Source organism: Paenibacillus sp. JCM 18996 (assembly GCF_055392555.1).
The window spans coordinates 2313772-2339363 of record NZ_AP043884.1 but is presented as its reverse complement, the minus strand read 5'-3'; the positions used below and the strand labels follow the sequence as shown (position 1 = coordinate 2339363).

General features: G+C 49.4%; 19 protein-coding genes and 1 riboswitch. Of the genes, 10 read left to right on the top strand and 9 right to left on the bottom strand.

What is annotated here, in order from left to right; translation table 11 throughout:
• Positions 1 to 204 precede the first annotated feature (204 nt).
• Together ACZ5N7_RS11470 and ACZ5N7_RS11465 are read right to left on the bottom strand one after the other, a co-directional pair.
• Positions 205 to 1338 carry a hypothetical protein gene (locus ACZ5N7_RS11470; RefSeq protein ID WP_464654308.1) on the bottom strand — a complete coding sequence of 378 codons (1134 nt, stop codon included), beginning with the start codon at positions 1336 to 1338 and terminating at the stop codon, positions 205 to 207.
• A gap of 180 nt (positions 1339 to 1518) precedes the next feature.
• Positions 1519 to 2190 (bottom strand): L,D-transpeptidase family protein, encoded by a 672-nt coding sequence (locus tag ACZ5N7_RS11465; RefSeq protein WP_464654307.1) that lies wholly within the window; start codon positions 2188 to 2190, stop codon positions 1519 to 1521.
• A gap of 227 nt (positions 2191 to 2417) precedes the next feature.
• Between ACZ5N7_RS11465 and ACZ5N7_RS11460 the strand changes: the two genes are divergently transcribed.
• The 3 genes from ACZ5N7_RS11460 to ACZ5N7_RS11450 all read left to right on the top strand — a co-directional run bounded on the left by ACZ5N7_RS11460 (position 2418) and on the right by ACZ5N7_RS11450 (position 4365).
• Positions 2418 to 2888 carry a polysaccharide deacetylase family protein gene (locus ACZ5N7_RS11460; protein WP_464654306.1) on the top strand — a complete coding sequence of 157 codons (471 nt, stop codon included), beginning with the start codon at positions 2418 to 2420 and terminating at the stop codon, positions 2886 to 2888.
• A 74-nt stretch (positions 2889 to 2962) separates the two neighbouring features.
• Entirely contained in the window at positions 2963 to 3175 is a 213-nt protein-coding gene (locus tag ACZ5N7_RS11455) for a hypothetical protein (protein WP_464654305.1), read from the top strand.
• A 104-nt stretch (positions 3176 to 3279) separates the two neighbouring features.
• The gene (locus tag ACZ5N7_RS11450; protein WP_464654304.1) at positions 3280 to 4365 is read left to right on the top strand and encodes a Gfo/Idh/MocA family protein; all 1086 of its coding nucleotides are present in this window, start codon (positions 3280 to 3282) and stop codon (positions 4363 to 4365) included.
• 249 nt (positions 4366 to 4614) lie between these two features.
• On the opposite strand, the gene ACZ5N7_RS11445 is transcribed toward ACZ5N7_RS11450, so the two are convergent.
• Complete coding sequence (locus ACZ5N7_RS11445) at positions 4615 to 5673, bottom strand: DUF916 domain-containing protein (RefSeq protein ID WP_464654303.1); 1059 nt, start codon at positions 5671 to 5673, stop codon at positions 4615 to 4617.
• 76 nt (positions 5674 to 5749) lie between these two features.
• Positions 5750 to 6409: a WxL domain-containing protein gene (locus ACZ5N7_RS11440; RefSeq protein ID WP_464654302.1), complete on the bottom strand. Its 660-nt coding sequence runs from the start codon at positions 6407 to 6409 to the stop codon at positions 5750 to 5752.
• 28 nt (positions 6410 to 6437) lie between these two features.
• Positions 6438 to 6523, bottom strand: a riboswitch (cyclic di-GMP riboswitch).
• Between the two features lie 154 nt (positions 6524 to 6677).
• Between ACZ5N7_RS11440 and ACZ5N7_RS11435 the strand changes: the two genes are divergently transcribed.
• The 6 genes from ACZ5N7_RS11435 (at position 6678) to ACZ5N7_RS11410 (ending at position 14552) form a co-directional block, all read left to right on the top strand.
• A complete protein-coding gene (locus ACZ5N7_RS11435) occupies positions 6678 to 6845 on the top strand; it encodes a hypothetical protein (protein ID WP_464654301.1) in 168 nt (55 codons plus the stop codon).
• A 515-nt stretch (positions 6846 to 7360) separates the two neighbouring features.
• Entirely contained in the window at positions 7361 to 8584 is a 1224-nt protein-coding gene (locus tag ACZ5N7_RS11430; protein ID WP_464654300.1) for a phosphodiester glycosidase family protein, read from the top strand.
• A 391-nt stretch (positions 8585 to 8975) separates the two neighbouring features.
• Positions 8976 to 11045, top strand: coding sequence for a bifunctional aldolase/short-chain dehydrogenase (locus ACZ5N7_RS11425; RefSeq protein WP_464654299.1), 2070 nt, complete (start codon positions 8976 to 8978; stop codon positions 11043 to 11045).
• Positions 11046 to 11086: 41 nt separating this feature from the next.
• Complete coding sequence (rhaI, locus tag ACZ5N7_RS11420; protein ID WP_464654298.1) at positions 11087 to 12307, top strand: L-rhamnose isomerase; 1221 nt, start codon at positions 11087 to 11089, stop codon at positions 12305 to 12307.
• Positions 12304 to 13770 carry a rhamnulokinase gene (gene rhaB, locus ACZ5N7_RS11415; RefSeq protein ID WP_464654297.1) on the top strand — a complete coding sequence of 489 codons (1467 nt, stop codon included), beginning with the start codon at positions 12304 to 12306 and terminating at the stop codon, positions 13768 to 13770. The genes rhaI and rhaB overlap by 4 nt, the downstream gene beginning before the upstream one ends.
• A 17-nt stretch (positions 13771 to 13787) precedes the next feature.
• Positions 13788 to 14552, top strand: a complete 765-nt coding sequence (locus ACZ5N7_RS11410) for a DeoR/GlpR family DNA-binding transcription regulator (RefSeq protein ID WP_464654296.1) — start codon at positions 13788 to 13790, stop codon at positions 14550 to 14552.
• Positions 14553 to 14715: 163 nt separating this feature from the next.
• Here ACZ5N7_RS11410 and ACZ5N7_RS11405 read toward each other — a convergent pair whose 3' ends face one another.
• Genes ACZ5N7_RS11405 through ACZ5N7_RS11395 form a run of 3 tightly spaced genes read right to left on the bottom strand, consistent with a single transcriptional unit; the run spans position 14716 to position 18429 of the window.
• Complete coding sequence (locus ACZ5N7_RS11405) at positions 14716 to 15822, bottom strand: Ger(x)C family spore germination protein (RefSeq protein WP_464654295.1); 1107 nt, start codon at positions 15820 to 15822, stop codon at positions 14716 to 14718.
• Complete coding sequence (locus ACZ5N7_RS11400) at positions 15819 to 16940, bottom strand: GerAB/ArcD/ProY family transporter (RefSeq protein ID WP_464654294.1); 1122 nt, start codon at positions 16938 to 16940, stop codon at positions 15819 to 15821. Before ACZ5N7_RS11400 ends, ACZ5N7_RS11405 begins: the two co-directional genes overlap by 4 nt.
• Before the next feature lie 4 nt (positions 16941 to 16944).
• Positions 16945 to 18429: a spore germination protein gene (locus ACZ5N7_RS11395; protein ID WP_464654293.1), complete on the bottom strand. Its 1485-nt coding sequence runs from the start codon at positions 18427 to 18429 to the stop codon at positions 16945 to 16947.
• Positions 18430 to 18714: 285 nt separating this feature from the next.
• On the opposite strand from ACZ5N7_RS11395, the gene mgrA reads away from it, so the two are divergent.
• Positions 18715 to 19704: an L-glyceraldehyde 3-phosphate reductase gene (gene mgrA / locus ACZ5N7_RS11390; protein ID WP_464654292.1), complete on the top strand. Its 990-nt coding sequence runs from the start codon at positions 18715 to 18717 to the stop codon at positions 19702 to 19704.
• 177 nt (positions 19705 to 19881) lie between these two features.
• Here the strand turns inward: mgrA and ppsA are convergent, their stop codons facing one another.
• On the bottom strand, positions 19882 to 22482 hold the full coding sequence (gene ppsA / locus ACZ5N7_RS11385) for a phosphoenolpyruvate synthase (protein WP_464654291.1): 2601 nt from the start codon (positions 22480 to 22482) through the stop codon (positions 19882 to 19884).
• A 1139-nt stretch (positions 22483 to 23621) separates the two neighbouring features.
• On the bottom strand, positions 23622 to 25502 hold the full coding sequence (locus ACZ5N7_RS11380) for a PAS domain S-box protein (RefSeq protein WP_464654290.1): 1881 nt from the start codon (positions 25500 to 25502) through the stop codon (positions 23622 to 23624).
• Between the last annotated feature and the right edge of the window lie 90 nt (positions 25503 to 25592).

Below are 25592 nucleotides of genomic sequence, written 5' to 3'. Positions count from 1 at the left end.
GCGTGTTTCTGGCTTCATTTTACCTCTTGGTACATCTAATCCCTTCTTTTTGCGATAATTATCTACGATTATGGATAATCTCTCTTTCCTCTTTCTTTCATTCTCTGAGCCCTTGGATTTATCCGGGAAAAAGAAAATGGACACATCAATCACCTCTAAGTGATTATTGTGTCCATTTTTGATTATTCTATAACGAACTAACTATTAGATGCTGCGTATTTTTTTGACAAACCGGTCATATGAGGGATCACGATCTGAAAGAACTGTAGGACTGTTCTTCACTTTACGCTCGATCAATTTCTGTGCGGCACGGCGTCTTTCTTTTCGTTGCTCATCAGTAGGCCGAGCAAAAGTAACATTCAACATACGTTTTCGCCTCCTTGCCTTTATCATACTACGTCTCCATTTGCTTGTCCATCCGCTATATCCGACTTCGTTTTCCGCTCTAGCAATATGCATATCCAATATGGTATGAACAACATTCAACATCACGATATCCGCTCCAGAAAACTCATATTCGGAACTTTCCAGATAAAGAATAAAGTATGGATCCTCTGTTTCTCCTACAGTCATCGGGACACAAATAGCATGACTGTTTGTATTTGTAAAAGGTTTAAGCGATTGAGGAGATGTATATGTATGATAGACCGATTCTTTGATAAATTGAGGAAGAAGATCATAATATTCTCGATTTAACTGTCCCGTGACAACCGGTACCAGCCCCGCATTAATTTGAATGTCCAGCTCTTTTTCATAGAACAATTCGATCACATTCAGCACTTCCAGCAAAGCTGCATGACCATTTACAGTGTTTCCTGCCAACCACTGTTTTACAGACTGGTAAACCTCATCTGAAGCGATTAAATCAATAATTTGTAACCGTAGGATACCCAACTTTTTGACATCATCAAATACTTCTTTCGCACTTTCTTTTATTTCTTCTATCTTTCGTTTGTATTCAAACCCGAAAATTTTCACTTGCTCCCAATTAGCAAAAGGCATACGGATTACAAAAGAAAGCATACCTGCCAAAGCAAAAAATGCGCTGATGGAGATGAGCATAATATTCGCTTGTGATTGAAGCAGCGCTCTTTTAAGATCGTCAAAGGTCTTGATATCAAATTTGCCATTGGTGGGATCCATGATCACTTTCAAATTGCTAAAAAACAGGTATACGACCATGAGGACGAAAGTGAACCACAAAAAATACTGAGTCCATTTCATAGCATTTTTTGCAGCTGTTTTGAAGGATTCTTTTTTAAAAATTTCCACAGCAACAATCCCTAGTAAGAAGGCCAAAACAAAAACGAAATAAAATTGTATGATTGTATACGCCATGGCTGCACCCCTGCTATTATCATATACACAGGAGTATACCATTCTTTAAACAATTTAAAAGAATTCTTTATCTCCTTTATTACCGAATTGTTACCCGTTATGCTGAATATTTTTTCAATACAAGGAAATGTAAAGAGCCACCTTACTGCTATAGGAATGTGGCTCTTCTCGTGCGACTATTTACTCCAAAATTCCTAGCTCCAGGTAATCATGCTTGCTCATAATTCCGTCCACCGGAAGCTTATGGGCTTTTTCAAATGCTTTAAGCGCGAGCTCCGTTCCAAGGTCGAAGTTTCCTCGGCATCTGCCTTTATAGTAGCCGGCGCTCCTGAGCCGGTTTTGAAGCAGCTGCACGTCTGCCCCGCTGTCTCCTCTTGCTAACCGGCGGATCTCCATATGCGGCTCTCCGAGCACATGGCCGAGAATGAAAACCGGGGTCCCCACTTCCACCAGCTCATAGAGCTCTTCCACATGACGGTTCAACATCCGTATGCACCCATGGCTTGCGTCATGGCCGATCGAGTAAGGCCGGTTCGTCCCGTGGATACCATAGGTGCCCCAGGGCACGTTAAGTCCTATCCAGCGGGTGCCGAAGCCGGAGCCCCAATTTTTATATTTGTTGATCACCTTCAGATCCCCAACTGGCGTCGGAGTATCGGGTTTACCCAGAGCGATGGGGTAAATTTTGTATTTGGCTCCATTTTTATATACGGTGAGCTTGTTTTTTAGCGGATCGACCTCAATGGCTATGCTCGGTTTCGGGATGTCCCGTGCTGACGGGTGTGCTTTTGACTCCACAGGCAGGATGAATAGGCACAATATAATTAGCAGGCAAACACTGGTCTTTTTCATGCTTCATGCTGCTCCCAAGAGAAAATTTAGTCTTCGTTTAGTATCCCTCTAGTTCAGGTAATTATCGCTCGTATGCCACATTTTATCCAAGTAGGCTGGGCAGGAACCCTCCTATATGTCAGAACATAGGCTAAAAGGCAGGGAAGTGGAAAACGTTCGCGGGAATGCGGATGGCTTCTTGTTCCGAAATCGGCTTTACTCACGAAAAGCATGCAGGAGTGATAAACATGTATTACCCACCAGCCACGGTCTGCTTGATGAGCCTACGCGCGCCCGTGGAGCCGCATAGCGGGGGACCTCACACCCCGGAGGAACGTCCGCCGCAAGCCGAACATGTAGATTGGTCGTCCATGTATCCGGATGAGGTTATTCTCAGCGGTCCGGAGCGCAAGGAAGCAGCCCTTACGTTCGATGACGGTCCCGATGACGAATGGACACCGAAGGTGCTTGATGTGCTTGCCGGCTTCCATATAAAGGCGACGTTCTTTGTCGTTGGCCGCAGAAGCGAAAGAAATCCCGATGTGCTGCAGCGAATGGTGCGGGAAGGACATGTGATCGGCAACCACAGCTGGGACCATCCCAATCTGGTGAAGCTGACGACGCTGGAAATCCGTTCCCAGATTCAGCGGACTGACGATACGATATTCAAACTCACGGGAAAAAGCCTGCGCTCTTCCGTCCGCCTTATGGTGCACTAAGTGAAACGGTCGTTGCTGAAGCGGAAAGGGCGAAGAAAAAAATAATATTATGGAACGTAGACAGCCTGGATTGGATGCAGCTGACCGCCAAGCAGGTTGCGACCAATATCCTGTCCCATACCCGTCCGGGTTCCATTATTCTAATGCACAGCGCAGGCGGCGTGGGCCAAAGCCTGCAGGATACGGTGGACGCCCTTCCGATCCTCTTACAAAGGCTTCGCAGCAGAGGGTATAAGCTGCGTACAGTGCCGCAGTTGTTGAATATTGCTAAAGACGAAAACACGTAACACAACTGTTCTCGTTTTATGATTTTTATGTAAAGGTATTTTCTCGCGCTTGTGGAATTAATATTCGTCTGACTGATTATCAAACGAAGGAGGCGAATATGGAGATGGAACGTACTATTTTGAATGTCGGGATCATTGGCCTTGGGGAAGTGGCGCAGGTGATTCACCTGCCTGTATTAAGCGCTATGCCGGAGCAATACAGAATCGCGGCCTTATGCGATATTTCGCCGAAGCTTGTCCGGTATATGGGAGAAAAATATGGCATTGCCAATCTCTATACCGAAGCTGCCGAGCTGGTGAAACAAGAGGATCTGGATGCAGTTTTTGTCCTGAACAGCGATGAATATCACGCAGAATGCGCTATCGCGGCGGCCGACTGCAGGAAGCACGTGCTCATAGAAAAGCCAATGTGCCTTACAGAGGCGGAAGCGGATGCCGTCATTGAAGCTCAGCAGAGAAACAACGTGAAAATGATGGTCGGTTATATGAGACGCTTTGCAGCATCGTTCGAGGAAGCGGTGAAGCAGATCGGCGGATTCGACCATATTGCGTATGCGAGAGTGAGAGATATTATCGGGCCCAACAGTTATTTTGTGAGGCCGACGAGTCATGTGGTGTCCTTTAACGACATACCGGAGGCGCTAAAAGAAGACAAAAGGCAGCGCGCGGAGCGAATGGTAAAGGAAGCGACAGGATTGGAAGCGGATTCACCTTACTTTAGCTTCTATCGATTCCTTTGCGGCTTGTCCAGCCACGACCTATCGGCTATGCGGGAAGCGATCGGGATGCCCAAAGGGGTTGTGGGGGCGAAGCTTTCGTCTAATCAAGGGAGCTTGTTTTTCACGGCTATTTTTGATTATGATAAATTTACTGTGACCTTTGAAACCGGTGTGGATGGCCAAGGACGTTTTGATGCGCATGTGGAGGTCTATTCGGGCACTAAATCCGTAAAGGTGCAGTATGACACGCCTTATATCCGCCATCTGCCGACCAAACTGTTCATCAACGAGACTGTGGGCGAAAGGTATACGGAGTCCGTCATTCGGCCGACTTTTACAGATCCTTATTCGCTTGAGCTTCGGTATTTTTATGATGTCATTGTGCAAGACCTTGTGCCGAAGACAGGACCGGAGGACTATAAAAACGATTTGGCCATTTTCAAGATGATTATCGAGGCGTTGAAGAGGTAAGCGATGTCATAGATTCGCCCGATGTGTGACTCTCCAGGTTGCAAGTTGCGGCGCTGCACGGCGCACGTTACGGCACTGTGCCAACTGGTTGCATTTCATACAATGGGGAGACGAGATAAATCGGCAATGAGAGTGCTCCGTTTCCATTGTTCTGTTGTACAAAATACAATCGAGCGGTTCCGCCGAAAAGTCTAATCGCAAGCCGGCTTTGGTCTTGGTTATATAAACTAAAAAAGACGTCTCCGGCTCTTAACCGGACACGTCTTTGCTGCGTTTGTTGCGCGTGCCGAGCCAGTACACAAAGTATAGAATGCCTGCGAGGAATAATGCAACCACGGCGTATACCCACCAAGGAATGGTGAAGGGGATGGGGTTTCGGCCGGTGGCGTCATGGAATTCTTTGAGCTCCTTGACTCCTATGGTAAAGCTGGCATCCTTCGAAATTTGTTGGGAGCCGTAAGCGGCATTCACTTTGGCATGGTAAGTGCCGGGAGCAAGCGTGTTGTCCCAGAAAATCGGATAAGCGATCTCCGTCCGAGGCGCCATATTGAATGGGCCGAACTGGCCGTGCATGACGCTTTTTCCCGAATCTGTCAGGACTTCATAGGTACCTTTATATTCTTTAGCTATTTGGGGGGCATCGTTGCTCATCTTGATGAACAGCTGGGACCCGGACGCGATGGATTGGACGCCGACTTTCCCCAACTCGGGTTTGGCTTCGAAAGATTTGGGCAGGTTCAATTGGACGGCGATAGCGATGACCAGCCGGTTATTCATTATAAAAGTGGCGTTTTTGCTGTCAGGGTTGGCGGTACTGGTCGAGTTGGCCTGGTCCGAGCTGAACAGCAGCCCGCCGAGGTAGGTCCCGGTGTCGGTCTGTGGAACGCTGACGGTAACAGGGACTTTTTTGGTGGAGCGGGGTTCTAAAGCAATACTGGAATCCGTGCTAAAAATACCGCGAATGGCGAAGGAAGGGTCCGTAAAGCGGGTTTTCTCGCTGCCGTTATCCGGTGTATATTGAATGCCGCCGTACTCGGAAGTTAAAGCGTTAGCCGGAGTTACGTTCATGGTCAGCGGGCTCTCGGTTTCATTGGTAACATTAAAATAAATCGTTTGCTTGGCGTCGGGCGAGACGTTTAAGTTAAAATAGCCGGTTACGCCTTGGCTTTGGTTGTCCGGGTATACGGGAGTGACGGTGAAAGGAGTGCCCAGCTTATTATCCTGCGCGTGAACGGCAGAAAGGCTGGTAGGAGCGGCTGCAAGCAGTAGAAAAATAAGGATAGTTCTCAATAATGTACGTTTAATCATGGTTACCTCACTTATGTAAAAGATTGATAAAAAAATTCCCGATGCCATCAGACGGAAGGCACCGGGAGGCAGGAGCTTAAGGTCCTACGGAAAGTGTCCAGGTCAGTGCGGAAGTATATGGCGTTGCTGTTGAAGGATAATTTACGGAGTCCGTGTAAGTTGTTGCCGGGTTTAATGTTAAAGCAAGGGCGTTGCTTGGAAATTTGATCTGGTAGCCGCCCATTCCTTTGTTGGGATCGGCGCTGACAATCTTGACAGAGCTTCCATTATCAATGGCAGCTGTAGCGGGAGCGACCAGATTAGGAAGAGGAGAAGTGGTAATTTTCCCACCAGCGACAGCGGCTGCAATGATTGTGGAAGGAGCAGTTAAACTTAAAGATCCGAGCGGCAAAGTGCGTGCTGTTGTTCCGGGTTTAAAGCCGCTGGCAGGAGTGTCTTCGGTGAATTGTTTGGCTTCAACGGAGATTTTCCATCCCGCCCCGGTACCGGTCGCATCATAAGCAATAATTGGGTCAAGATCGGCTTTAATCGTTTGCTCGTCCCCTGACAGCGTCGTGTTGAAGTTAATATCACTAGGCACGGAGTAAAAGGCGAGCAGTCCGGGTGTTAATCCCGCTTGTCCCTTGTTGGTGCCGGTTGGACTGAGCAGAGGGGTTGGAGCTGCGGTTGCGAGAGAACTCCCCATCAACGATACCAGTGCGGCTGCGATTCCCAATTTCCTGAGCTTGCTTTTCATTTGTTAATCCACCTTTCAAAATAATTGATAGAAAGATGGTCGGTTGCACCACTGGCTCCATCAAATTCTAGTGCCCAGAATAGCGAATTTGACTTCTACGCTCCCATATACGTCTCGACAATTATTATAAGATACAATTTGTATCATCACAATATGCGTGAAGGGTTTTTTTGTAACGATTTTGTAATGGCGCACTGCTAATATGGTTAAAAAAGCTGACAAGCATTGCGGAGCGACCAATAACATTTCTTACAAGGAGGGCCTTAGCATGGAGGATGGCAAATCAGTGATCTCCTTAGATATCCGGATGATCCTGCGTGAGCTTGGGTTGGATGGCTCATCCCAACGGATTGGGGATATTTTAACCCGTAAGCCTAATGCGGAGCGGATAAAAAATGAGGCTGTAGAAAAAAAGTCACTACCTGAACAAGAATAGAGAGGACTGCAAATGCATTTACGGTGATAACGGATTTCTTCCGTTATTCTCAGATTTCCCGCTCCCCGCTTGACAATAACGCAATTCAATTCCTCTATTTTGGGCAAACAGACTATTTACCCATCCAAGCCAGCGTTTTTGGCCATAAATAACTGCCGCTCAACCTTACCGAGGAACAGGAAGCCAACAGCCGCTGCGACCCCCTACCTCTTTCTTCCCACTGTCAGTGGTCCCCTAACCTTTTATTCCCATACTAGCGGCTGGAACCGCCTGCCTTGTTCTTCCCCCACTCCATAGCTTAAATTTGGGGAGCCTTAGGGTTTCCTTTTTTATTGGACGGATCTTGCTCAGAGTTTTTTAAGCTGGATGTTTAGACAACGATCAAAACGGTTTATTTTCTTGTAGAAGCAAAAGTTCCAACAATAAGCAACAATTACCGACAGGTTTTAATATTATTTTAATACAAAAAATATTTATTCATGTTAAAATACATCTTTGGAGGGGAGGACATACAAGTGGAAACGACCTTAGCTCCTTCAAGCCGGAAAATCCGCCCGCGGAAACGCCGGTTGAGAAGGTTTTTTACAGTTATGATGATTTTGTTTACTGCAGGATTAGGCTTTCTATACTTTACCGGACCAGGGTCGGATATCCGTATGTTTCTGGCGGAAACGGTGATCACCACCCAGCACAGGCAGTGGGCCTGGCTTCTGGTGGGTACGGCCAAGCGTGATGAAATGATTCAAACTCTGCTAACCGATAACGATACAAAAGCAAAGGATCCGCTGAACACCAGCCTGATCAAGCTTGGCAAGCGCCACGCCGGGGAATTGGTAAAAGTGGAGGATATCTCCGGGAAGATGTGGCAGGGGAAGATGATGACTGTTTTCGATCCCAAAAGCATCCGTGTAGTGGTTCCAGCTAAACAGGGCGAGGGCGAGAAGATTACCGATATGGTGAAGCGGACAGGCGCAGTGGCGGGATTGAATGCCGGAGGCTTCGATGATCCTCAAGGCCTGGGCAACGGGTTCGCACCGATCGGGATTGTGATGTCGAAGGCTAACGTGCTTTACAGCGATCTGGAGGGCAGCACTCCTCAACATATAGTAGGTTTTGCCGAGGATGGTACTTTAATTATTGGTAAATATACCCTTGATGAGCTGAGAAAGCTGAAAGTAAGCGAGGCAGTTTCGTTCTATCCCCGCGTGATTGTAAACGGGAAACCATTGATCACGAGCGGTGACGGGGGATGGGGAAGAGCGCCGCGCACGGCAGTCGGACAAAAAGCGGACGGTACGGTTATCTTTATTGTAATCGATGGACGTCAGACAAGCAGTGTAGGGGCAACGCTCAAGGAAGTGCAGGACCTATTCCTGGAGCAGGGAGTGATCAATGCTGGATTCCTGGACGGGGGCGCTTCCTCCGAGCTGGTTGTGAACGATGAGCTGGTCACCCATCCTTCCAGTAAATACGGGGAACGCAGGCTGCCATCGGCATTTCTTGTGTTCGACCATCCGGAGAAAGTGGCTGTAACCAGCCCTTGGAAGGGCTTGTCTTACATCGATCCGGGCGGTCCTGAATCGCATCCTGAGTATCAGGCAGAGCTGCGCAAAAAGGAGGAGGCCCAGGCGAAGGCCGACACGAAGAGCTCTAAATCGGGTTCGCATTCCAATAATTCGGGCTCTTCCAATTCCGGTTCGTCTTCGGTATCCAGCAACTACGGTACCGCCCACAAATAAAGGTTATGGCAGCTGGGACGGATAGTCGAGGATCGACTTCCTAAAGGGTACCCGAAGCAGTCTGCATGGGAGACACTGAAGTGGAAAAGCACGTTCTGAGCGAATTTGCTGGCGTGTGAAAGATGATGGAAAGTGAGCGGATTTATTCCTTTATAATGAATGGCCAGGCCCTTGCTTTTAACCAGCAAGGGCCTTCTGCTGCGTTACTGGTAAATCCACCACACGATCGCTTATTGCTTCTTCAAACGATTGATTTCCAGGTGAACGATTTACGGACACTGATTTTCAAGCTTCGGACGAAAAAACAATACCCATATAAAAACAGATGTGATATAGTGAAAACAAACATAAACAAAAGGCGAAAACAAAAACAAACAAAGGTGGAAACGCGATGGCGGCAAATCTGTGGAGCAATGATAAAGCATCGATATGCGCGAGCGGGCTGGAGGAACTGGTCTACCGCTCAAATCTGCTCGGGACCGACCGGTCAGTGGCGAACTGGGGCGGAGGCAACACGTCGTTGAAGACGATGGTCCGGGATTTTCGCGGGCGTGATGTGGAGATCATGTGGGTCAAAGGCAGCGGCTCCGACCTGGGTACGATGAAGGCGGGACATTTTACGGCGTTAAGGATGGAGGATATCCGCCCTCTGATCGAGAGGGAGGGCATGTCGGACGAGGAGATGGTCGCGTATTTGAGCCACTGTATGATTGACATCAAGCATCCCCGCGCTTCGATTGAAACGCTGCTGCACGCTTTCCTGCCTTTCAAGCATGTGGACCATACCCATCCCGACGCGATTATCAGCTTATGCTGTGCCGACAACGGCAAGGAGCTCGCCAGCGAGATTTACGGGGACCGTTTCGTGTGGGTGCCTTACGTCCGCCCAGGATTTACTCTTTCCAAAATGATCGCAGAAGGCGTGCGCAGAAACCCCAAGGCGGAGCTTGTACTGATGGAAAAGCACGGGCTGGTCACTTGGGGAGAAACCTCGGAAGCCTGCTATCATCAAACATTATCCATTATCGGAGAAGCGGAAGCTTTTATTGAAGCGAGAGTGCAGGAAGCGAACCTGTTCGGCGGACCAAAAGTTGAAGCGCTTACAGAAGCAGACCGTCAAAACGCGGCGGCCGATATCATGCCCGTCATTCGTCAGGCGGTAAGCGACGGCAAGCGGATGATTCTGTCCTTTGACGATGCGGAGGATGTGCTGCAGTTTGCAAACAGCTCTGACGCGGCCAGGCTCTCCCAGGTCGGAGCGGCCTGCCCGGACCACCTGGTGCACACAAAAATGACGCCGCTCTACGTCGAATGGGATCCGGCTTCCGGCGACATCGAAGGCTTGAAGCAAGCTTTGACTGAAGGCATTGCCCGGTTCAAGGAAGAGTACAGGGAGTACTTCGAGCGCAACAGCAATCCCGGCGATGTGATAGGCGACACGGCGCCGCGAGTCATTCTTATCCCGGGCGTCGGAATGATCAATACGGGCAAAAGCAAGTTCATGTCGTTAATCAGCGGGGCTTTGTACCACCGGGCGATTGCCGTAATGCGAGGTGCCGCCGCGCTGGGCCAATTCGTCTCCCTGAGCGAGAACGAGTCGTACAACGTGGAATATTGGCCGCTTGAGCTGTATAAGCTAACGCTCGCTCCCGCGGAGGCCGAGTTCTCGCGCAAGGTGGCTCTTGTAACCGGCGGAGCGGGCGGCATCGGCAGTGCTACGATTAAGAGGCTGGTTGCGGAAGGAGCGCATGCGGTCATAGCCGACCTAAACCTTGAGGGCGCGCAAAACCTGGCGGCCGAAATCAATGCTTCCTATGGCGAGGGCCGGGCGATTGCGGTACAAATGGACGTCACGAAGGAAGACGAAGTGATTGGCGCGTTCAAACAGGCGGCAATCGCCTATGGAGGCGTGGACATCGTGGTGAACAATGCGGGTTTGGCTACCTCGAGCCCTTTTGACCAAACTTCTTTGAACGAGTGGAACCTCAATATGAGCGTCCTGGCGACAGGGTATTTCCTCGTAGCCCGCGAAGCTTTCAAATTGATGAAAGTCCAAGGGACAGGAGGCAGCATGGTGTTCGTCGGCTCCAAAAATTCCGTCTACGCGGGCCGAAGCGCATCGGCTTACAGCACGGCCAAAGCGGCCGAAATCCACCTCGCCCGCTGTATCGCGGCGGAAGGCGGCGAGTACGGTATCCGCGTCAACTCCGTGCTGCCGGATGCGGTGCTTCAGGGCTCTGCAATCTGGAGTTCCAACTGGCGAAACGAGCGTGCGGCGGCTTACGGAATTGAGCCGGATCAGCTAGAAGAGTATTATCGCAAAAGAACGACGCTGCTCGTCAACATCTATCCTGCGGATATCGCGGAATCGATTGCCTTTTTCGCTTCATCCAAAGCGGATAAAACGACCGGGTGCATGATCACCGTAGACGGCGGCGTTCCAGCCGCATTCACAAGATAGCAAGAGGCAGACGAAAAAATCGAACAGAAGAGGTGCCCGTTATGAGCGATCGCGCATATTCGTTGTTTGAAGAGCAGCAAAAGAACCGCGGAGTGAACCTGGAGCAAGTAAAAGAACGGCTCAAAGCTTTGAAGATTGAAACTCCTTCCTGGGGCTACGGGGATTCGGGAACGAGATTCAAAGTGTTCAAAAAAGCAGGCGTACCGCGGGATCCCTACGAAAAATTCGAAGACGCCGCCGTGGTGCACAGGCTGACAGGGGCTTGTCCGTCCGTCGCCATCCATATCCCTTGGGATAAGGTGGACGATTACGCCAAGTTGAAAAGTCACGCCGAAGAGCTCGGAGTCGGCATCGGGGCGATTAACCCGAACCTTTTCCAGGAGGATGAGTATATGTTCGGCAGCGTCACCAATTCGGATGCGGATATCCGTCGGAAAGCCACGAATCATCTTCTGGAGTGCGTGGAAATCGCCAAAACCGTCGGCTCCCGCGATCTCAGCCTCTGGTTTGCCGACGGTACTAATTACCCGGGCCAGGCCAATATCCGCAAACGGATCCAGTGGATGTACGAAAGCCTGAGCGAAATGTATGGTGCCATGACTCCGGACATGCGGATGCTGATCGAGTACAAGTTTTTTGAACCGGCATTTTATCATACCGATCTGGCGGATTGGGGCATGGCTTTTAACATGGCTAATAAATTGGGGGATCAGGCGCAGGTACTGGTAGACACCGGCCACCATGCGCAGGGCGCCAACATTGAGCATATCGTCGCCTATCTCATCAACGAGGGCAAATTGGGCGGGTTCCACTTCAACTCCCGGAAATACGCGGACGACGACATGATTGTCGGTACCGCCAACCCTTATGAGCTGTTCCTTATTTTCTATCAGATTCTCGAAGCCGCCCAGGACAGCAGTGCCAATGTTCGCAGAACCGCCGAAGGGATCGCTTACATGATTGACCAAAGCCATAATATCGAGCCCAAAATCCCGGCCATGATCCGCTCCGTGCTCAATGTGCAGACTCAATATGCCAAAGCGCTGCTGATCAGCCATGACGAAGTGAGAGAAGTGCAGGAGAAGCAGGATGTAATGGCGGCTGAGGACGCAGTGCGAAAAGCTTTCGAATTCGATGTCACTCCTCTGCTGGCCGTGGTAAGGGAAGAGCTTGGCGTGCCGGCCGATCCGATGAAAGCCTTCCTTGAAAGCGGATACACCGAAAAAATCGCCTCCCGCGGCGTAGGCGGTGCTTCCTGGTGAGCGAAGCGGTTCTGGCCATCGATCTCGGCGCAAGCAGCGGCAGAGGCATCGTGGGACAGCTGCAGAACGGCGGACTGACACTGGATGAAATCCATCGTTTTGCCAATGACCCGGTGCAGGTGGGCGACCGTCTGCATTGGGATATCCTCAGGCTGTACCACGAAATCAAGCAGGCCATTCTCATCGCGAAGCAAAAAGGGTACACTATAGTAAGCATGGCCATCGATTCCTGGGCTGTGGATTTCGGCTTGATCGGCCCTTCCGGCGAGCTGCTCGGCAATCCGTACCATTACAGGGATCACCATACGGACGGCATTATGAGCGAAGTGTTCGCGAAGATTCCTCAGGAAGAGATTTTTTCCCGGACCGGTATCCAGTTTCTTCAGTTCAATACTTTATTTCAGCTCTATGCCTTGAAAAAAGCAGGCTCTCCGCTGCTTGGTCAGGCTGACGCTCTCTTGATGATTCCCGATTTGCTGAGATATTTTCTGACCGGCGAGAAAATCACGGAGTACACGAACGCGACAACGACCCAGCTGCTGAACGCAAGTACTAAGGACTGGGATACGGCGCTGTTAAACGGGCTTGGTCTGCCGACGCATCTGCTGCTGCCGCCCTCCCCTCCGGGCCAAATCTTCGGCACCCTTCAGCCGTCGGTCTGCGAGGAACTGAACGTCGAGCCTTTTCCGGTGATAGGCATCGGCGAACATGACACGGCTTCCGCTGTAGCGGCGGTTCCTGCAGACGGAGAGTCATTTGCCTACATCTGCTGCGGCACGTGGTCCTTGCTCGGCACCGAGCTGAGAGAGCCCGTGCTCACGAGGCAGGCTATGGAATGGAATTTTACGAACGAAGGCGGAGTGGAGGGGACTTACCGTCTGTTGAAGAATATTATGGGTCTGTGGCTCATACAAGAGTCCGCCAGGAACTGGATAAAGGAAGGCAGGCAGCGCACGTTTGCCGAGCTGGTCGGGCTGGCACTGGAAGCGCGGCCTTTCCGCAGCCTGGTCGACCCGGACGATGCTTCCTTCCTGAATCCGCCCCATATGCCGGAGGCGATAAGGCGGTACTGCGCAGCCTCAGGCCAGCCTGTGCCCGAGACCGAAGGCGAAATCATCCGCTGTGCGATGGAAAGCCTGGCTCTCAAGTACCGCTATACCCTTGAAAAAGCCGAATTGCTCGCCGGAGCTTCTTTCAACGCAGTGCACATGGTGGGCGGCGGAATCAACAACACGGCGTTATGCCAATTTACGGCGAACGCTACCGGCAAGAGGGTCATTGCGGGACCGGCGGAGGCGAGCGCGATCGGCAATCTGCTGATGCAGTACAGAACCCTTGGGAAGCTGCGGTCTCTGCAGGAAGCTCGGGCGCTGATCAGGCAGTCCTTCCCTGTCACAGTTTACGAGCCTCAGGAGCGGGAAATATGGAGCGGAGTGTATTCGGAGTTTGAGAAGCTTTTATAAATAGTGGGTGAGTCTTTATGCTGGTAGCAGAACGTCTTCAGAAGATCGTCGACACCGTCAACGAAAAAGGTAGCATACGCGTCACAGACCTCAGCGCATTGTGCAATGTGACCGAGGAAACGATCCGCAGGGATCTCGACAAGCTCGAAAAGGAGGGCAAGCTTCTCCGCAGCCACGGAGGGGCGGTCTCCATCAAGGAAACGTTGGCCGAGACTCCCTATACGATCAGGGAAGTCACCAACATGCGGGAAAAGCAGGCGATAGCTGTAGAAGCGGTGAAGCATATCCTTCCCATGGACACTATCGCGCTCGACGCCAGCTCCACGGCATGGTATATGGCTAAATTGCTGCCTGATATTCCGGTCACTGTGCTGACCAATTCCGTCAAAGTCGCTTTGGAGCTTAGCCCCAAAGAGAACATCAAGGTCATCTCCACCGGCGGCGTACTCAGTGCCAAATCGCTGTCTTACGTCGGCCCCTTGGCCGAGCGGGCGCTGGACAGCTACCATGTGCACAAAGCCTTCATCTCCGGCAAGGGCGCCCATCCGCAGCGCGGAATCAGCGAAACGAACGAGCTGCAGGCGGCTTTGAAGCGCAAAATGCTGTCCATTGCAGATGAAACCTACCTGCTGCTGGATTCAAGCAAATTCGGAATGCAGGCTTTGGCGCAGGCCGCTTCCTGGGAGGCCATCCACCATGTCATCACAGATGCCGGCACAGGGCCTGAATGGATCCGGCAGCTGCAGGAAAATAATGTGTCCGTCACAGTCGCCGGGGATTGAACGGCGCCGGCTCATACACGGTCTTCGCTCAAGCGGAGGCCGTGTTGGTTTCTTTTGCGCTAATTCAGCCCGGCCATGGACACAACGTTATGTGACCTGCAATGATAGACTTAACGACGAATGAGGTGTCTGAGAATGGAAGAGCAGCGCCGGCGATGATTTTTCATTCGCCTGGCAGCGGCTTAATGTTGGGAGTCGTCGCCAATGGCCTCAAATTCAGCTGATAGGCGACGTCGATCATCATCCCGCTCCATTTGCGCGACCATTCTTCTTTATCCGTCGGTTTGGAAAAAGCGGTCAATGACCGGTCCCCCAGCTTGAACGGATCCGCCCCCCAGCGCTGCAATTTTTGCAGCAGCTTCACCGTCTGCTCTTTCAGATAGGCCTGGATCTTGTTATCCATATCCGCGATTTCACTGGCATCCTCCAGATTTTTATCCCCCCGGTATTCCTCGATTCTCCCTTTCAACTCCACTCTAATGGCAAGCGACGAATTTTTTTTGTCCAAGGTAATATGGGGGTTCGCGTGGATATGGCCCAAACCGACGGATAATTCCGGTATAGGGAAATTTTTAAGATAGTGGAGGTTGTCGACGAGCTGGAATATTTGATCTTCCATACCGCGGAGAACTCCAACCAATTTGTCGCGCCTGAACACACCCGTCCCTTCGTACTTGAAACGGTCTTTGTCCACTCTGAACACTGGCATAACAGGGTCCGAAACCGGGGAGTACAGCCTTTTCACAAATTGATGCAAATTGACTACGGTGAGTTCCCCTTGATTTTTTTCCTCGTAATGTTTGAACATGCGGTAAAGAAAATAATCGACATTGGGCTGGCTGTCCAGCTCGTTGCGGATATACTCTTCGAAATTTCCTTTGAAGATCACAAGATAGAGACGCTGGGAAATATTAGGATCGGCCATAACCGTATTGATCAGCGTACTGACGCCTTTTCTCGCAAGCCCTTCGCTGATGAACAGCATGCGCAGCTGTCCGGTTTTCACTTCACGGTAATAGGATAAATTGAAAGCCTTGTGTGCCTCCCTCTGCAGATCGACCTTGTGGGTGAGCATTTGCTTATTTTCTTTAATCAAAGGAGGGATCAGGGTGCTCACTTTTAAGCGTCCGTCTCCGGCTTCTTCGATCGACCAGAAAATGACCGGAGCGATTTCTTCAATCCTGTTGTTTTCCACAAGCGGGCCGCATCCCGAAATAAGCATAACCCCGCATAAAATGATCGACAGCGCAGCTGCTTTGAACCGGTTCATTCCGCATCATGCCCCTTCCGTTTGATCGCCGCAAATAGGATTGCCGGTACGAGAGAATAGGTGAGCGCCCCAAGGATAACCTGCACGGACGGCCAGATATTTTGGTTCGGTGCTGCTTTCCAGAAGGTTTGATTGACGATTATGGTACACACAAGGATGATGGTGAAGCTTGCCGCAAAACCGGCCCGTGTGGCTGGTTTATCCCTTTTTTTAAACAGGATGCGGATCGCCCCGTAAAAGAACAGCAGGAACAGGCCAATGGCCCAGGCATAATAAAATAACTGGACTGAGATCATGATGATATCGATCCGGTCCAGAATCGGCGACTGCAGATAACGGACCATATTCACCACCGGATAGCTGCTTTGGTTCAAGTAATTGGAACCGAAGAACAGGATCGACGCTATGAACAAAAGCAAATATTCAAAAACAGACATCGCATTGGCAATCGTCAAATATTTCAGCAGCTTCTTCTGCGGGGCCAGCCAGCTGCCCAAAACGATCAAATATTCAGGTCCCGACAAGGATGCCCATACCAGGAGCATACCCTGCCAGGATGACCGCGCCCATTCTGTCGGTACGAGCGGGTATAAGTCATGCAGATGGGCGTCCGGCGGTAAGAAAAATCGAAAATAAAACGCAATGACCCAAAATCCGCCTAAAAACGCGATTACGACAAACCGCATTGTTTTTTCCATTCCTTTGGAAGCCATGTAGCCGCTGATCAGTAAAGTGTACAGAACCAACGAGTTTCTGTTCATCCAGGGAAAGATAAATTGATGGACAATTTCCACGTAACCGAGGGTAATCACGCTGATTTTAACAAGAATCAGAGCGATACCGGCCATGGCGGCAAAACGTACCGTCCGTTCACCGAAAAGCTTCACAAAGCCCTCATATCCCTGAGAGGCATATTCCGTGCTAAACCACTTGGACAGCATCCACAGATTGACCTGAGACAAGATCCCGAGCGCAATAATTCCCCAAACCATGTAAGAATGGACGAGGTATGCGGGCAGGACCAGAACAAAAAAAAGCAGCTGCAGCCGGTTTACCATCAGCATGGCGTATACGCCGCCAAAAGTAGCCGTTCTATCAAATAACGGGAATGCTTTCACGCTGTCATCTCCTTCGGCTGTATCTCCACTTCTTTAGAGGGCGCAAAAATTCCGGCCGGTTTTTCATGTTGGTCAAAGGGGCCCTTATGAAAAGGTCTTTCCAATCGTGGATGTGAAGCGGCGTCACGGGCACGAAGTAAGGCTGCTTCAGGGAAGAAAGGCCGTTCAAATGGATGAGGACCGCCACGAACCCCAGGAAGATTCCCAGCATTCCCAGAAGGGATGATAGTACCAGGAGAAAAAACTGGACCAACGTGTTCGCTCTCGTCATCATATAATTGGGCACCAGGAATGAGGCAATGGCGGCAATGCCGACAAGGACAATCAGCACTTTGCTCGCGAAACCGGCTGCGACCGCGGCCTGCCCTATAACGATACCGCCGATGACCCCGAGGGTTTGCCCGGATTTGGTCGGCATGCGAAGGCTTGCTTCTTTGATGATTTCCAGGGTGATCAGCATCAGCGCGGCTTCCCAGAACGGAGAAAAGGGCAGTCTGCTTCGGGACTCCAAAAGAACAAAAAGATGCTGCAGCGGGATCATTTGATAATGATGCGACGTGAGCGCCACATAAAGAGGGATGAGTGTCATCGAAATAAAAAAACCGAGATATCGGATAATCCGTAAGGCACTGGCGACGATCCATCGGTTAATGTAATCCTCCGGCGAAACGAAAAGGTCGAAAAAGGTGGTGGGAGCGACCAGCGCGAACGGCGTATTGTCCACCAGGATCGTAAGCTTGCCGATACCGAGGTAATAAGCGACGGCGTCAGGCCGATCGGTTTGTTGAAACTGAGGAAAGACGCTATGGGTATGCTCCTCTAAAAAAGCGGCAAGCTGGGAGGATTCGAGAATGAGGTCAAAGTCTACTTCGGCAATCTTGTTCCTAGCAATTTCCACGATATCCGGATTGGTCAATCCCTCGATGTACATTAAGACAACCGATGTTTTGGTAAGGGTACCCGCCGTAAACTTTTCGGTTTTGAGCGCAGCCAAAGGAAGCCGCCTGCGCAGCAGAGTGATGTTCTTGTCTATTTGCTCGCTGAAGCTGTCCTTCGGTCCGTACAGGATCGTCTCCGTTTCGGATGATTCGATGGCGCGGCCCAAGGGGTTCTCAAGAGGGATGGCCCACCACTGGCTGCGTGCCGTGTCGTTCAGGACTACGGATCCCTGCAGCAGCTCGGTGATGGCCTGCTCCAATGTCGTGATCTCCGATATTTTGGACGTGAGCAAGCTTTCATACACCGTGTCCCGGGACAGACGGCTCAGCGGTTCGATAATGAATTGGTCCAGGCGCTTCCGGTCGATCAGCGAGCTGATGTACAGCAGTGTAACCTTTTGCTCATTGTATGTGGGCCGTTCAATGATCTCCGCATCCTGCATGCCCGCTGTAAAATGTTTCAGGGCCTCCAGCGTGATAGGCGATTGCAGCGAATATTGAGACTCTTTGTGCTCACGGTCGATCCCGTTTCTGACCTTTTTCCACAGCATGGCATTCATCACCTGAAATGATTATTTGGATGTACAGGGAGTTATTATGAACCATTTGTGCCGATATCAACCAAATTTTTAGGGCTGATAATTGTAAAATGTCAGGAGTGGACGCTCCCATATTGTGGATGGGCTCTGACCACCCGCGGTGCAGCACCGCAACGGTGGAGGATCGCGGCTTGTACGACGTGTCTAACTTAACCCGAGGTAACTATCTTGCGGAGCAACTTGCTGTGTTGTAGGATTTATTTGTTCATACTTTTCTATAATACAAGGAGGTTCACCATGCCTTATCAAGCGGACAAGTCCCGTTACAGTACGATGAAGTACAATCGCTGCGGCCGTTCGGGCGTCAAGCTGCCGGCGATTTCATTGGGGTTGTGGCATAATTTCGGAGGTGTGGATACATACGAGAACGGCAGGGCGATGCTGCTCAAAGCTTTTGACCTGGGAATTACGCATTTTGACTTGGCCAATAACTACGGTCCGCCTGCGGGTTCCGCGGAAGAGATGTTCGGACGTATGATGAAGACGGATTTGGCCGCTTACCGGGACGAACTTATCATTTCCTCCAAAGCCGGCTACTACATGTGGCAAGGGCCTTACGGCGAATGGGGTTCCCGCAAAAATCTGATGGCGAGCTGCGACCAGAGCTTGAAGCGGATGGGGGTGGACTATGTCGATATTTTCTATTCGCACCGATTTGACCCGGAGACGCCTTTGGAAGAAACGATGGGGGCGCTGGATTCAATCGTGCGTCAAGGGAAAGCGCTTTATGTCGGCATCTCCAGCTATAACGCGGAGCAAACGGCTGAAGCCGTGCGGATTCTGAAGGAGCTTGGAACGCCGCTTTTGATTCATCAGCCTTCTTATTCCATGCTCAACCGTTGGGTGGAAGACGGCCTGCAGGATGTCCTGGCGGAAAATGGCGTGGGAAGCATCGCTTTCTGTCCGCTGGCTCAGGGGCTGCTCACGGGCAAATATCTGAAGGGCATCCCCGAGGATTCCAGAGCGGCAAGCTCGACCGGCTTCCTGAAAGAGAAGGATGTGACGGAAGAAAAGGTCGCGAAGGTTCGCCAGCTGAACGAAATCGCATCCGAACGCGGCCAAAGCCTGGCGCAAATGGCTCTGGCCTGGGTGCTGCGCGAGGGCCGCATCACTTCCGCCCTTATCGGCGCAAGCCGCGTCAGCCAGATCGAAGAGAATGTAGCGGCGCTTAGCAACCTCGATTTTAGCAGGGCAGAGCTGGATCGGATCGATGAGATTTTGAGATAGCGGTACGTCGGTACGTTAGTATTGGCGGCGCGAGATGATAGCGGAACGGGAGTACGCTATTCTTCTCCCCGCTGGAATTAGATGAGCTCTGTGAAGGGTAACTGTCCTTTTATCCATGACAGATTGCATTTAATGCCGTCCATTATGACAGCGGTTCTTACTTGACGTATTCAGCCATTACAATATTTCAATATACCCTTCTGTTCCATGCACGCGAATTCGTTGACCGTCTTTGATCAGATTGGTAGCATTTTCCACCCCGACAACTGCTGGTAAGCCATATTCACGCGCGATAACTGCTCCATGGGTCATCAGTCCACCAACTTCGGTGACTAGCCCTTTTATGGATACAAACAATGGTGTCCAGCTAGGGTCAGTAAAGGAGGTGACTAATATATCTCCATCTTCTAGATCAGCATCTTCCATGTTTAAGATGACACGTGCTCGTCCCTCTATAACCCCGGAAGACACAGGTAGACCAACAATAGCTTCGGCTGGGAGATTTTCTCGTTTGTACTCACCGGCAATGATTTCACCATCAGTGGTGATAACGCGTGGGGGAGTTAGTTTTTCATATAATTTGTACTTGTCTTTTCTGTTGCTAATGATCTGATAATCCAGTTTATTTGTACGTACGACTTCGCGAAGTTCTTCAAAAGTGAGATAGTATATATCTTCTGTTTCATGAATAACATTGGCTTGTACGAGTTGTTCGGCTTCTTTCAGTAAAGCCTGTTTATAAACGAAGTAGCGATTAACCATGCCATATTTTGGATATTCACGATAACCGATGAAATTCCGGATCAGGCTGATCATTCGTTTTGTCTCTTTGGCTTTTTGTTCACCATCCGGTAATTGCTTCAATCGATCTAATAACTCTTGTTCTTTTTTCAAAGCTTCCTGTCGCCCTTGCTCAAATTTCCGATTGCTAGCATTAGGCTCAAAGTTTTTGATGTTACTGAGAATTATGGGGACAAGTGTAGTTGGTTTTTCGCTCCAACGAGTTTTTGTAATATCGATTTCTCCGGCACATCGCATTCCGTATTTGTTGAGATAAGCATAGATAGCGTCTTGGGCTTTCTGTCCGCCATCAAACTTAACCAGTTCATCCAAAAAGTTATCATCTTTTACATGCTGTATATAATCAATTACTTCCCGATAAGGGCGAATCACATCTGCGACATCCAATAGCGCCAGACCCATCTCCGAAGTAATATTGTTAGGTACTGATTGAGAAAGCGTATCGGCTACGTTTTTTTCACCTAACCACATCTCCATTTTTTCATTGATCCACGCCGAAGCATTTATGGCAGCCATAAACACAGCCGAACTTTGTGGATCAAATAAAATCTTCTTTAATTGTTGGATATCTTCTAGAATAAAATCGAATAAATCCGATCCTGATTTCGTTTGGATGTTATGTTTTAACTGTTCTATCGATACTTGACTTCTCTTAATCAAATCGGAAACGATTGACGGATCGTTTTCAATTTGTGCCAGCATATCTGTATTGCTTCTGCTGGGACTCGGTGCTTTCTTATCAATTGGTAACGATTTTATAAAATCTCCTCGCTCTATTATGGTCGTAAGCGCATCTTTCATGAGCGGATCGTGTTGTCCCATGGCATTTAATAAAATTACTCTGCCGTCAGGCGAAACCAGACTATGGGTGACATCAACAAACAACCTTCCACCGGCTTTACGCATGGGTGCAGGAGTTATTAACAGGAAAAAAGACAATCCCAGCGGCTTCATGGCATCAGTCATCATTTGTTGATGACCAACAGATATATAGACGTGATTTTCTTGATCATTCGCTTCAGGGATGGGGTATAAAGTCGTGATTGGACGACTCTGGACAATGTAAAAAGTATTATCAACCAAACACCATTCGATATCTTGTGGGCAACCAAAATAAGCTTCGATCTGTCTTCCGATGCGTGCCAATTGTAAAATTTGTTGTTCAGTAAGTGTTTGAGTTTTTTGCCGATCGGGATCGATCTGCTGTGTTTCTGTTCCGCCTTCTTTTCGTCCATAGACAGCCAATTTTTTGGTTGCTATCCTCTTATCGACGATTTGCCCTTCTTGTACTTTATAACAATCGGCAGATACCAAGCCGGAGACCAGCGCTTCTCCAAGTCCAAAACCGGCATCGATGGATAGCAGCTTTCGGTTGGAGGTAATAGGATCGGCGGTGAATAAAATCCCTGAAGCCTGCGGGAAAACCATCCTTTGAACGATAACGGCTAAATAAACGTGACTGTGGTCAAATCCGTTTTGCATACGGTAGATGACCGCACGGTCCGTAAACAGGGAAGCCCAACATTTGCTCATATGCTGCAAGATTGCTTCTTTGCCGATGATATTTAAATAGGTGTCTTGTTGACCGGCGAAAGAAGCATGCGGCAAATCTTCAGCAGTCGCACTGGAACGCACTGCATAAGCATGTTCCTCGCCAAACTGGGAGAGATAGTGAGCAACTGCTTTCACAACATCGGAAGGAATTTCTACTTCCATAATGATTTGTCGAATCTTCCTGCTGATTTCACCAATTTGATCTCGATCTTCTACTTTCAGCATGGTTAGTCGATTCAACAAAGCATGATACGTTTCGTTTTGTTCGATGGCTTTTTGATATCCTACTGTTGTAACACAAAATCCTTCTGGTACTTGTATTCCTTGAATTTTTGATAATTCCCCTAAATTAAACCCTTTTCCGCCAACGAGCAAAAGCTGCGTTTTTTCCATTTCCTGAAAACCGAGAACCAGAGAACTCATTCAATATCTCTCCTAACCATTAAATTAAGAAAAAACATTTGACAAGAGTTTACCCGGCATGGTACAATTTAAGTGTAAGATGCAATAGTTATAACTGTAGAACTTGGTGTAGTCGTAATCTGATTATATCATCGTGTCTGTTTATGTGCAATATAAAATAAACCTGGTAAAACTGACCAGGTTCTTTTTTGATTTTCCACTGCCATTAGTCACATCGAAAAACCTAGTTCAGACCGACTCCGTCACTGCATAGTCACCTTGCGGTTCTATGCAGCCTAAGGAAATCCTGAAGTTGCGTTGGGTTCTTATTGAACTCCCTCGGTACGATTCATTTTTCTCACGCAATGCTCACTTATTCGCAGGATTTCACCCATGTTAAGTGGGAAGGAATATGTGAACAGAGACTCAGACATAGACCCTTGGCAACATGAAGGCGCACTGAAATAGAGGGGGATGTTAATGACCCATATATTTCCATATACTGCACGTATTCTCCACGTCACCCTTGGAGGTTTTCACTCCCATGTCTCAACGGGTCTTCGCCCTCTCATTCCTTCGTTACACCTTTCCAAGGGGTGGAGGCCGGTCTTGCTATCTTTACGGGTCGGTGCCCTTTAGTTCAATACACCCGGTACTCCGTGCTTTCTTTGAAATCCTGCGAAGAAAGCCAAGGAAAATGCTTACACCCACCACCCGATAATGCTTCCGTGGAACACTGCCAAAGCAGAAAAAGAGGAATTGTAAGAATCAGACAGAGAAATGGGCGAAAAGTTGATATATTACCAATCTTTGGGCTCTATCCAACCCCATTCAACCTTGAAAAATGACTATAATCTTTATTACACTAGTGATAGATAAGAAGACTTGAGTTTGCCGGGTGGAGCCATCAAAAGATGGTCAAGACCACGCTGCTGCCTGATTAGACTGAGAGGAGTGTGACTCGGAATATGAAAAGGAGAGCGTACAGCCGTAAGATTCGTCGTCTTATCCGTTCCGGAATCTATTTAAGGCCTGCCCTCAATTGGCGTCCGCGAGCTTCATGACTGGCGATAGACACGGCAATGATAGACACAATAGAAAAGAGGCTATCTTTCAAGCAGATTTGTTGTGCGGAAAGAGCAGCCTCTTTTTTTCAGATTTCACACAAATTTACTGATTATTTTCTGCAGCTGATCTCGTTTAATGGGCTTGCTGATGTAATCGTCCATGCCGGCGGACAGGTATTCTTCCCTGTCGCTTTCAAAAGCGTTTGCGGTGACGGCGATAATTTTGGGACGCGTATCTTCCGGTATCGTCTCGCGGATGATTCTGGTTGCTTCCATCCCGTCCATCACGGGCATTTGAATATCCATGAAGATCAGGTCATATGGCTTCCGTTTCAAACACTCTAAAACTTCGATCCCCGTGCCCGCGATATCGGCGGTATAACCGGATTTCTCCAGCATTTTCAGCAGCACCTTCTGGTTGATCTCGTTATCTTCCCCAATCAATATACGAACGGAACAAGCCCCTCTATCCTCCTGTACGGCGGTCGAATTCCCGGCATGACTGCTGTGGGCAAGGTCGGCCGTAACCATGATAGTGAAAGCGAAATCAGCCCCTTCCCGTCCGGAATTCTCAAGCCATATCTCTCCGCCCATGAGCTGAACGAGTTTTTTGCAGATGGCCAGCCCCAGTCCGGTCCCGCCGTATTTGCGTGTATTGGATGAATCCAGTTGGGAAAAAGGCTCGAACAGCTGACCCAGCTTCTCTTTGGGGATGCCGATTCCGGTGTCTCTGACATTAAATTTCAGCTTTAGCCCATCTTCCTTCTGATCCAGCAGCCCGATCGACACCCTTACGCTGCCTGAAGGAGTGAATTTGATCGCGTTTCCCACCAAATTCATCAGCACCTGCCTTAACCGCGTATGGTCGCCAACAACGACAGCAGGTATTTGCGGATCGACGGAGGAGCTTATGTCCAGCTTTTTTTTCTGGGCGGAAACCGAGTGGACATCGAAGGTTTCCTCTATGCATGCTTTTAAGTCAAAAGGCTCAGCTTCCAATTCGACTTTGCCCGACTCGATTTTGGAAAAATCCAGAATATCGTTGATGATGGAAAGCAGTGCATTCTCACTTTTCACGATATAATCGACATATTCTTTTTGCTCGGAAGTTAGATTGGTGTCTTTAAGCACATGGGTGAGACCGACAATGCCGTTCAGCGGCGTCCGGATTTCATGGCTCATCATGGCGAGAAAGTCGCTTTTCGCTCTGGTGGCGGCCTCCGCTTTTTCCTTGGCATCGATCAATTCCTGTTCGGCATTCTTACGTTCTGTTATATTTCTCACGAAAGCGCTGAATATATAGCCGTCGCCCCATTGAATGGGAGTTACAGTCAATTCAACCGGAAAAACATGGCCATCCCGATGAAGCGCTGACAGTTCAAGCCGTTTGTTCAGTATCTTTCCCTGCCCGGTCGCCATAAAACGCTGCAGTCCGAGTTTGTGCGGCCCGCGGTAGCTTGGCGGAATGATCAAATCGGCCAGATCTCTGCCGACCGCTTCACTTTTCGGCCAACCGAATTCGATTTCCGCCCGGGGATTCCATTCCGTCACTCTTCCTGTGGAGTCCATTACAATCACTGCGTCGAGCGCATGGTCCGTTACAGCCAGGTACCTCTTCTGCATGTCTCGCAGGGTCGTCTGCGATTGATTGCGTCCTTCGATATCCTGCAGCAGAAGCCAAAAGCCGACGACGCTGTTCCGGTTGTCGCGGATGGCTGATGCTGAGACGGATAACGGGACGGATTCCCCGTAACGGTTGATCAATTGAGTATCCGAGTAAGGTAAATAGTCGGCGCCGCGGGCGGTCAACGGCTCCAAATTGTAATTCGGCAAAATAAGTTGCAGCGGCTCGCCTATCAGCTCTTCCTCCGTGTATTGCAAAAAGTTGAAAATGGATTTATTGACATTGCGGATGACAAGCTCAGGCGAGAGGAAAATGGTGATATCTCCCAGGAAATTGATGCTGCCGCTCAATTTGCTCACTCTTTCTGTGATTGGACATTGTTTCTATTATACAGCTAATTTATCTTGGGAAAAAGGACTTCAATCATGTATACTTTATTT

Bases quoted from the DNA above. Each gene is read 5' to 3' on its own strand.
- ACZ5N7_RS11470 (WP_464654308.1), bottom strand. From the start codon at position 1,338: ATGGCGTATACAATCATACAATTTTATTTCGTTTTTGTTTTGGCCTTC.
- ACZ5N7_RS11465 (WP_464654307.1), bottom strand. From the start codon at position 2,190: ATGAAAAAGACCAGTGTTTGCCTGCTAATTATATTGTGCCTATTCATC.
- ACZ5N7_RS11460 (WP_464654306.1), top strand. From the start codon at position 2,418: ATGTATTACCCACCAGCCACGGTCTGCTTGATGAGCCTACGCGCGCCC.
- ACZ5N7_RS11455 (WP_464654305.1), top strand. From the start codon at position 2,963: ATGCAGCTGACCGCCAAGCAGGTTGCGACCAATATCCTGTCCCATACC.
- ACZ5N7_RS11450 (WP_464654304.1), top strand. From the start codon at position 3,280: ATGGAACGTACTATTTTGAATGTCGGGATCATTGGCCTTGGGGAAGTG.
- ACZ5N7_RS11445 (WP_464654303.1), bottom strand. From the start codon at position 5,673: ATGATTAAACGTACATTATTGAGAACTATCCTTATTTTTCTACTGCTT.
- ACZ5N7_RS11440 (WP_464654302.1), bottom strand. From the start codon at position 6,409: ATGAAAAGCAAGCTCAGGAAATTGGGAATCGCAGCCGCACTGGTATCG.
- ACZ5N7_RS11435 (WP_464654301.1), top strand. From the start codon at position 6,678: ATGGAGGATGGCAAATCAGTGATCTCCTTAGATATCCGGATGATCCTG.
- ACZ5N7_RS11425 (WP_464654299.1), top strand. From the start codon at position 8,976: ATGGCGGCAAATCTGTGGAGCAATGATAAAGCATCGATATGCGCGAGC.
- rhaI (WP_464654298.1), top strand. From the start codon at position 11,087: ATGAGCGATCGCGCATATTCGTTGTTTGAAGAGCAGCAAAAGAACCGC.
- ACZ5N7_RS11410 (WP_464654296.1), top strand. From the start codon at position 13,788: ATGCTGGTAGCAGAACGTCTTCAGAAGATCGTCGACACCGTCAACGAA.
- ACZ5N7_RS11405 (WP_464654295.1), bottom strand. From the start codon at position 15,822: ATGAACCGGTTCAAAGCAGCTGCGCTGTCGATCATTTTATGCGGGGTT.
- ACZ5N7_RS11395 (WP_464654293.1), bottom strand. From the start codon at position 18,429: ATGCTGTGGAAAAAGGTCAGAAACGGGATCGACCGTGAGCACAAAGAG.
- mgrA (WP_464654292.1), top strand. From the start codon at position 18,715: ATGCCTTATCAAGCGGACAAGTCCCGTTACAGTACGATGAAGTACAAT.
- ppsA (WP_464654291.1), bottom strand. From the start codon at position 22,482: ATGAGTTCTCTGGTTCTCGGTTTTCAGGAAATGGAAAAAACGCAGCTT.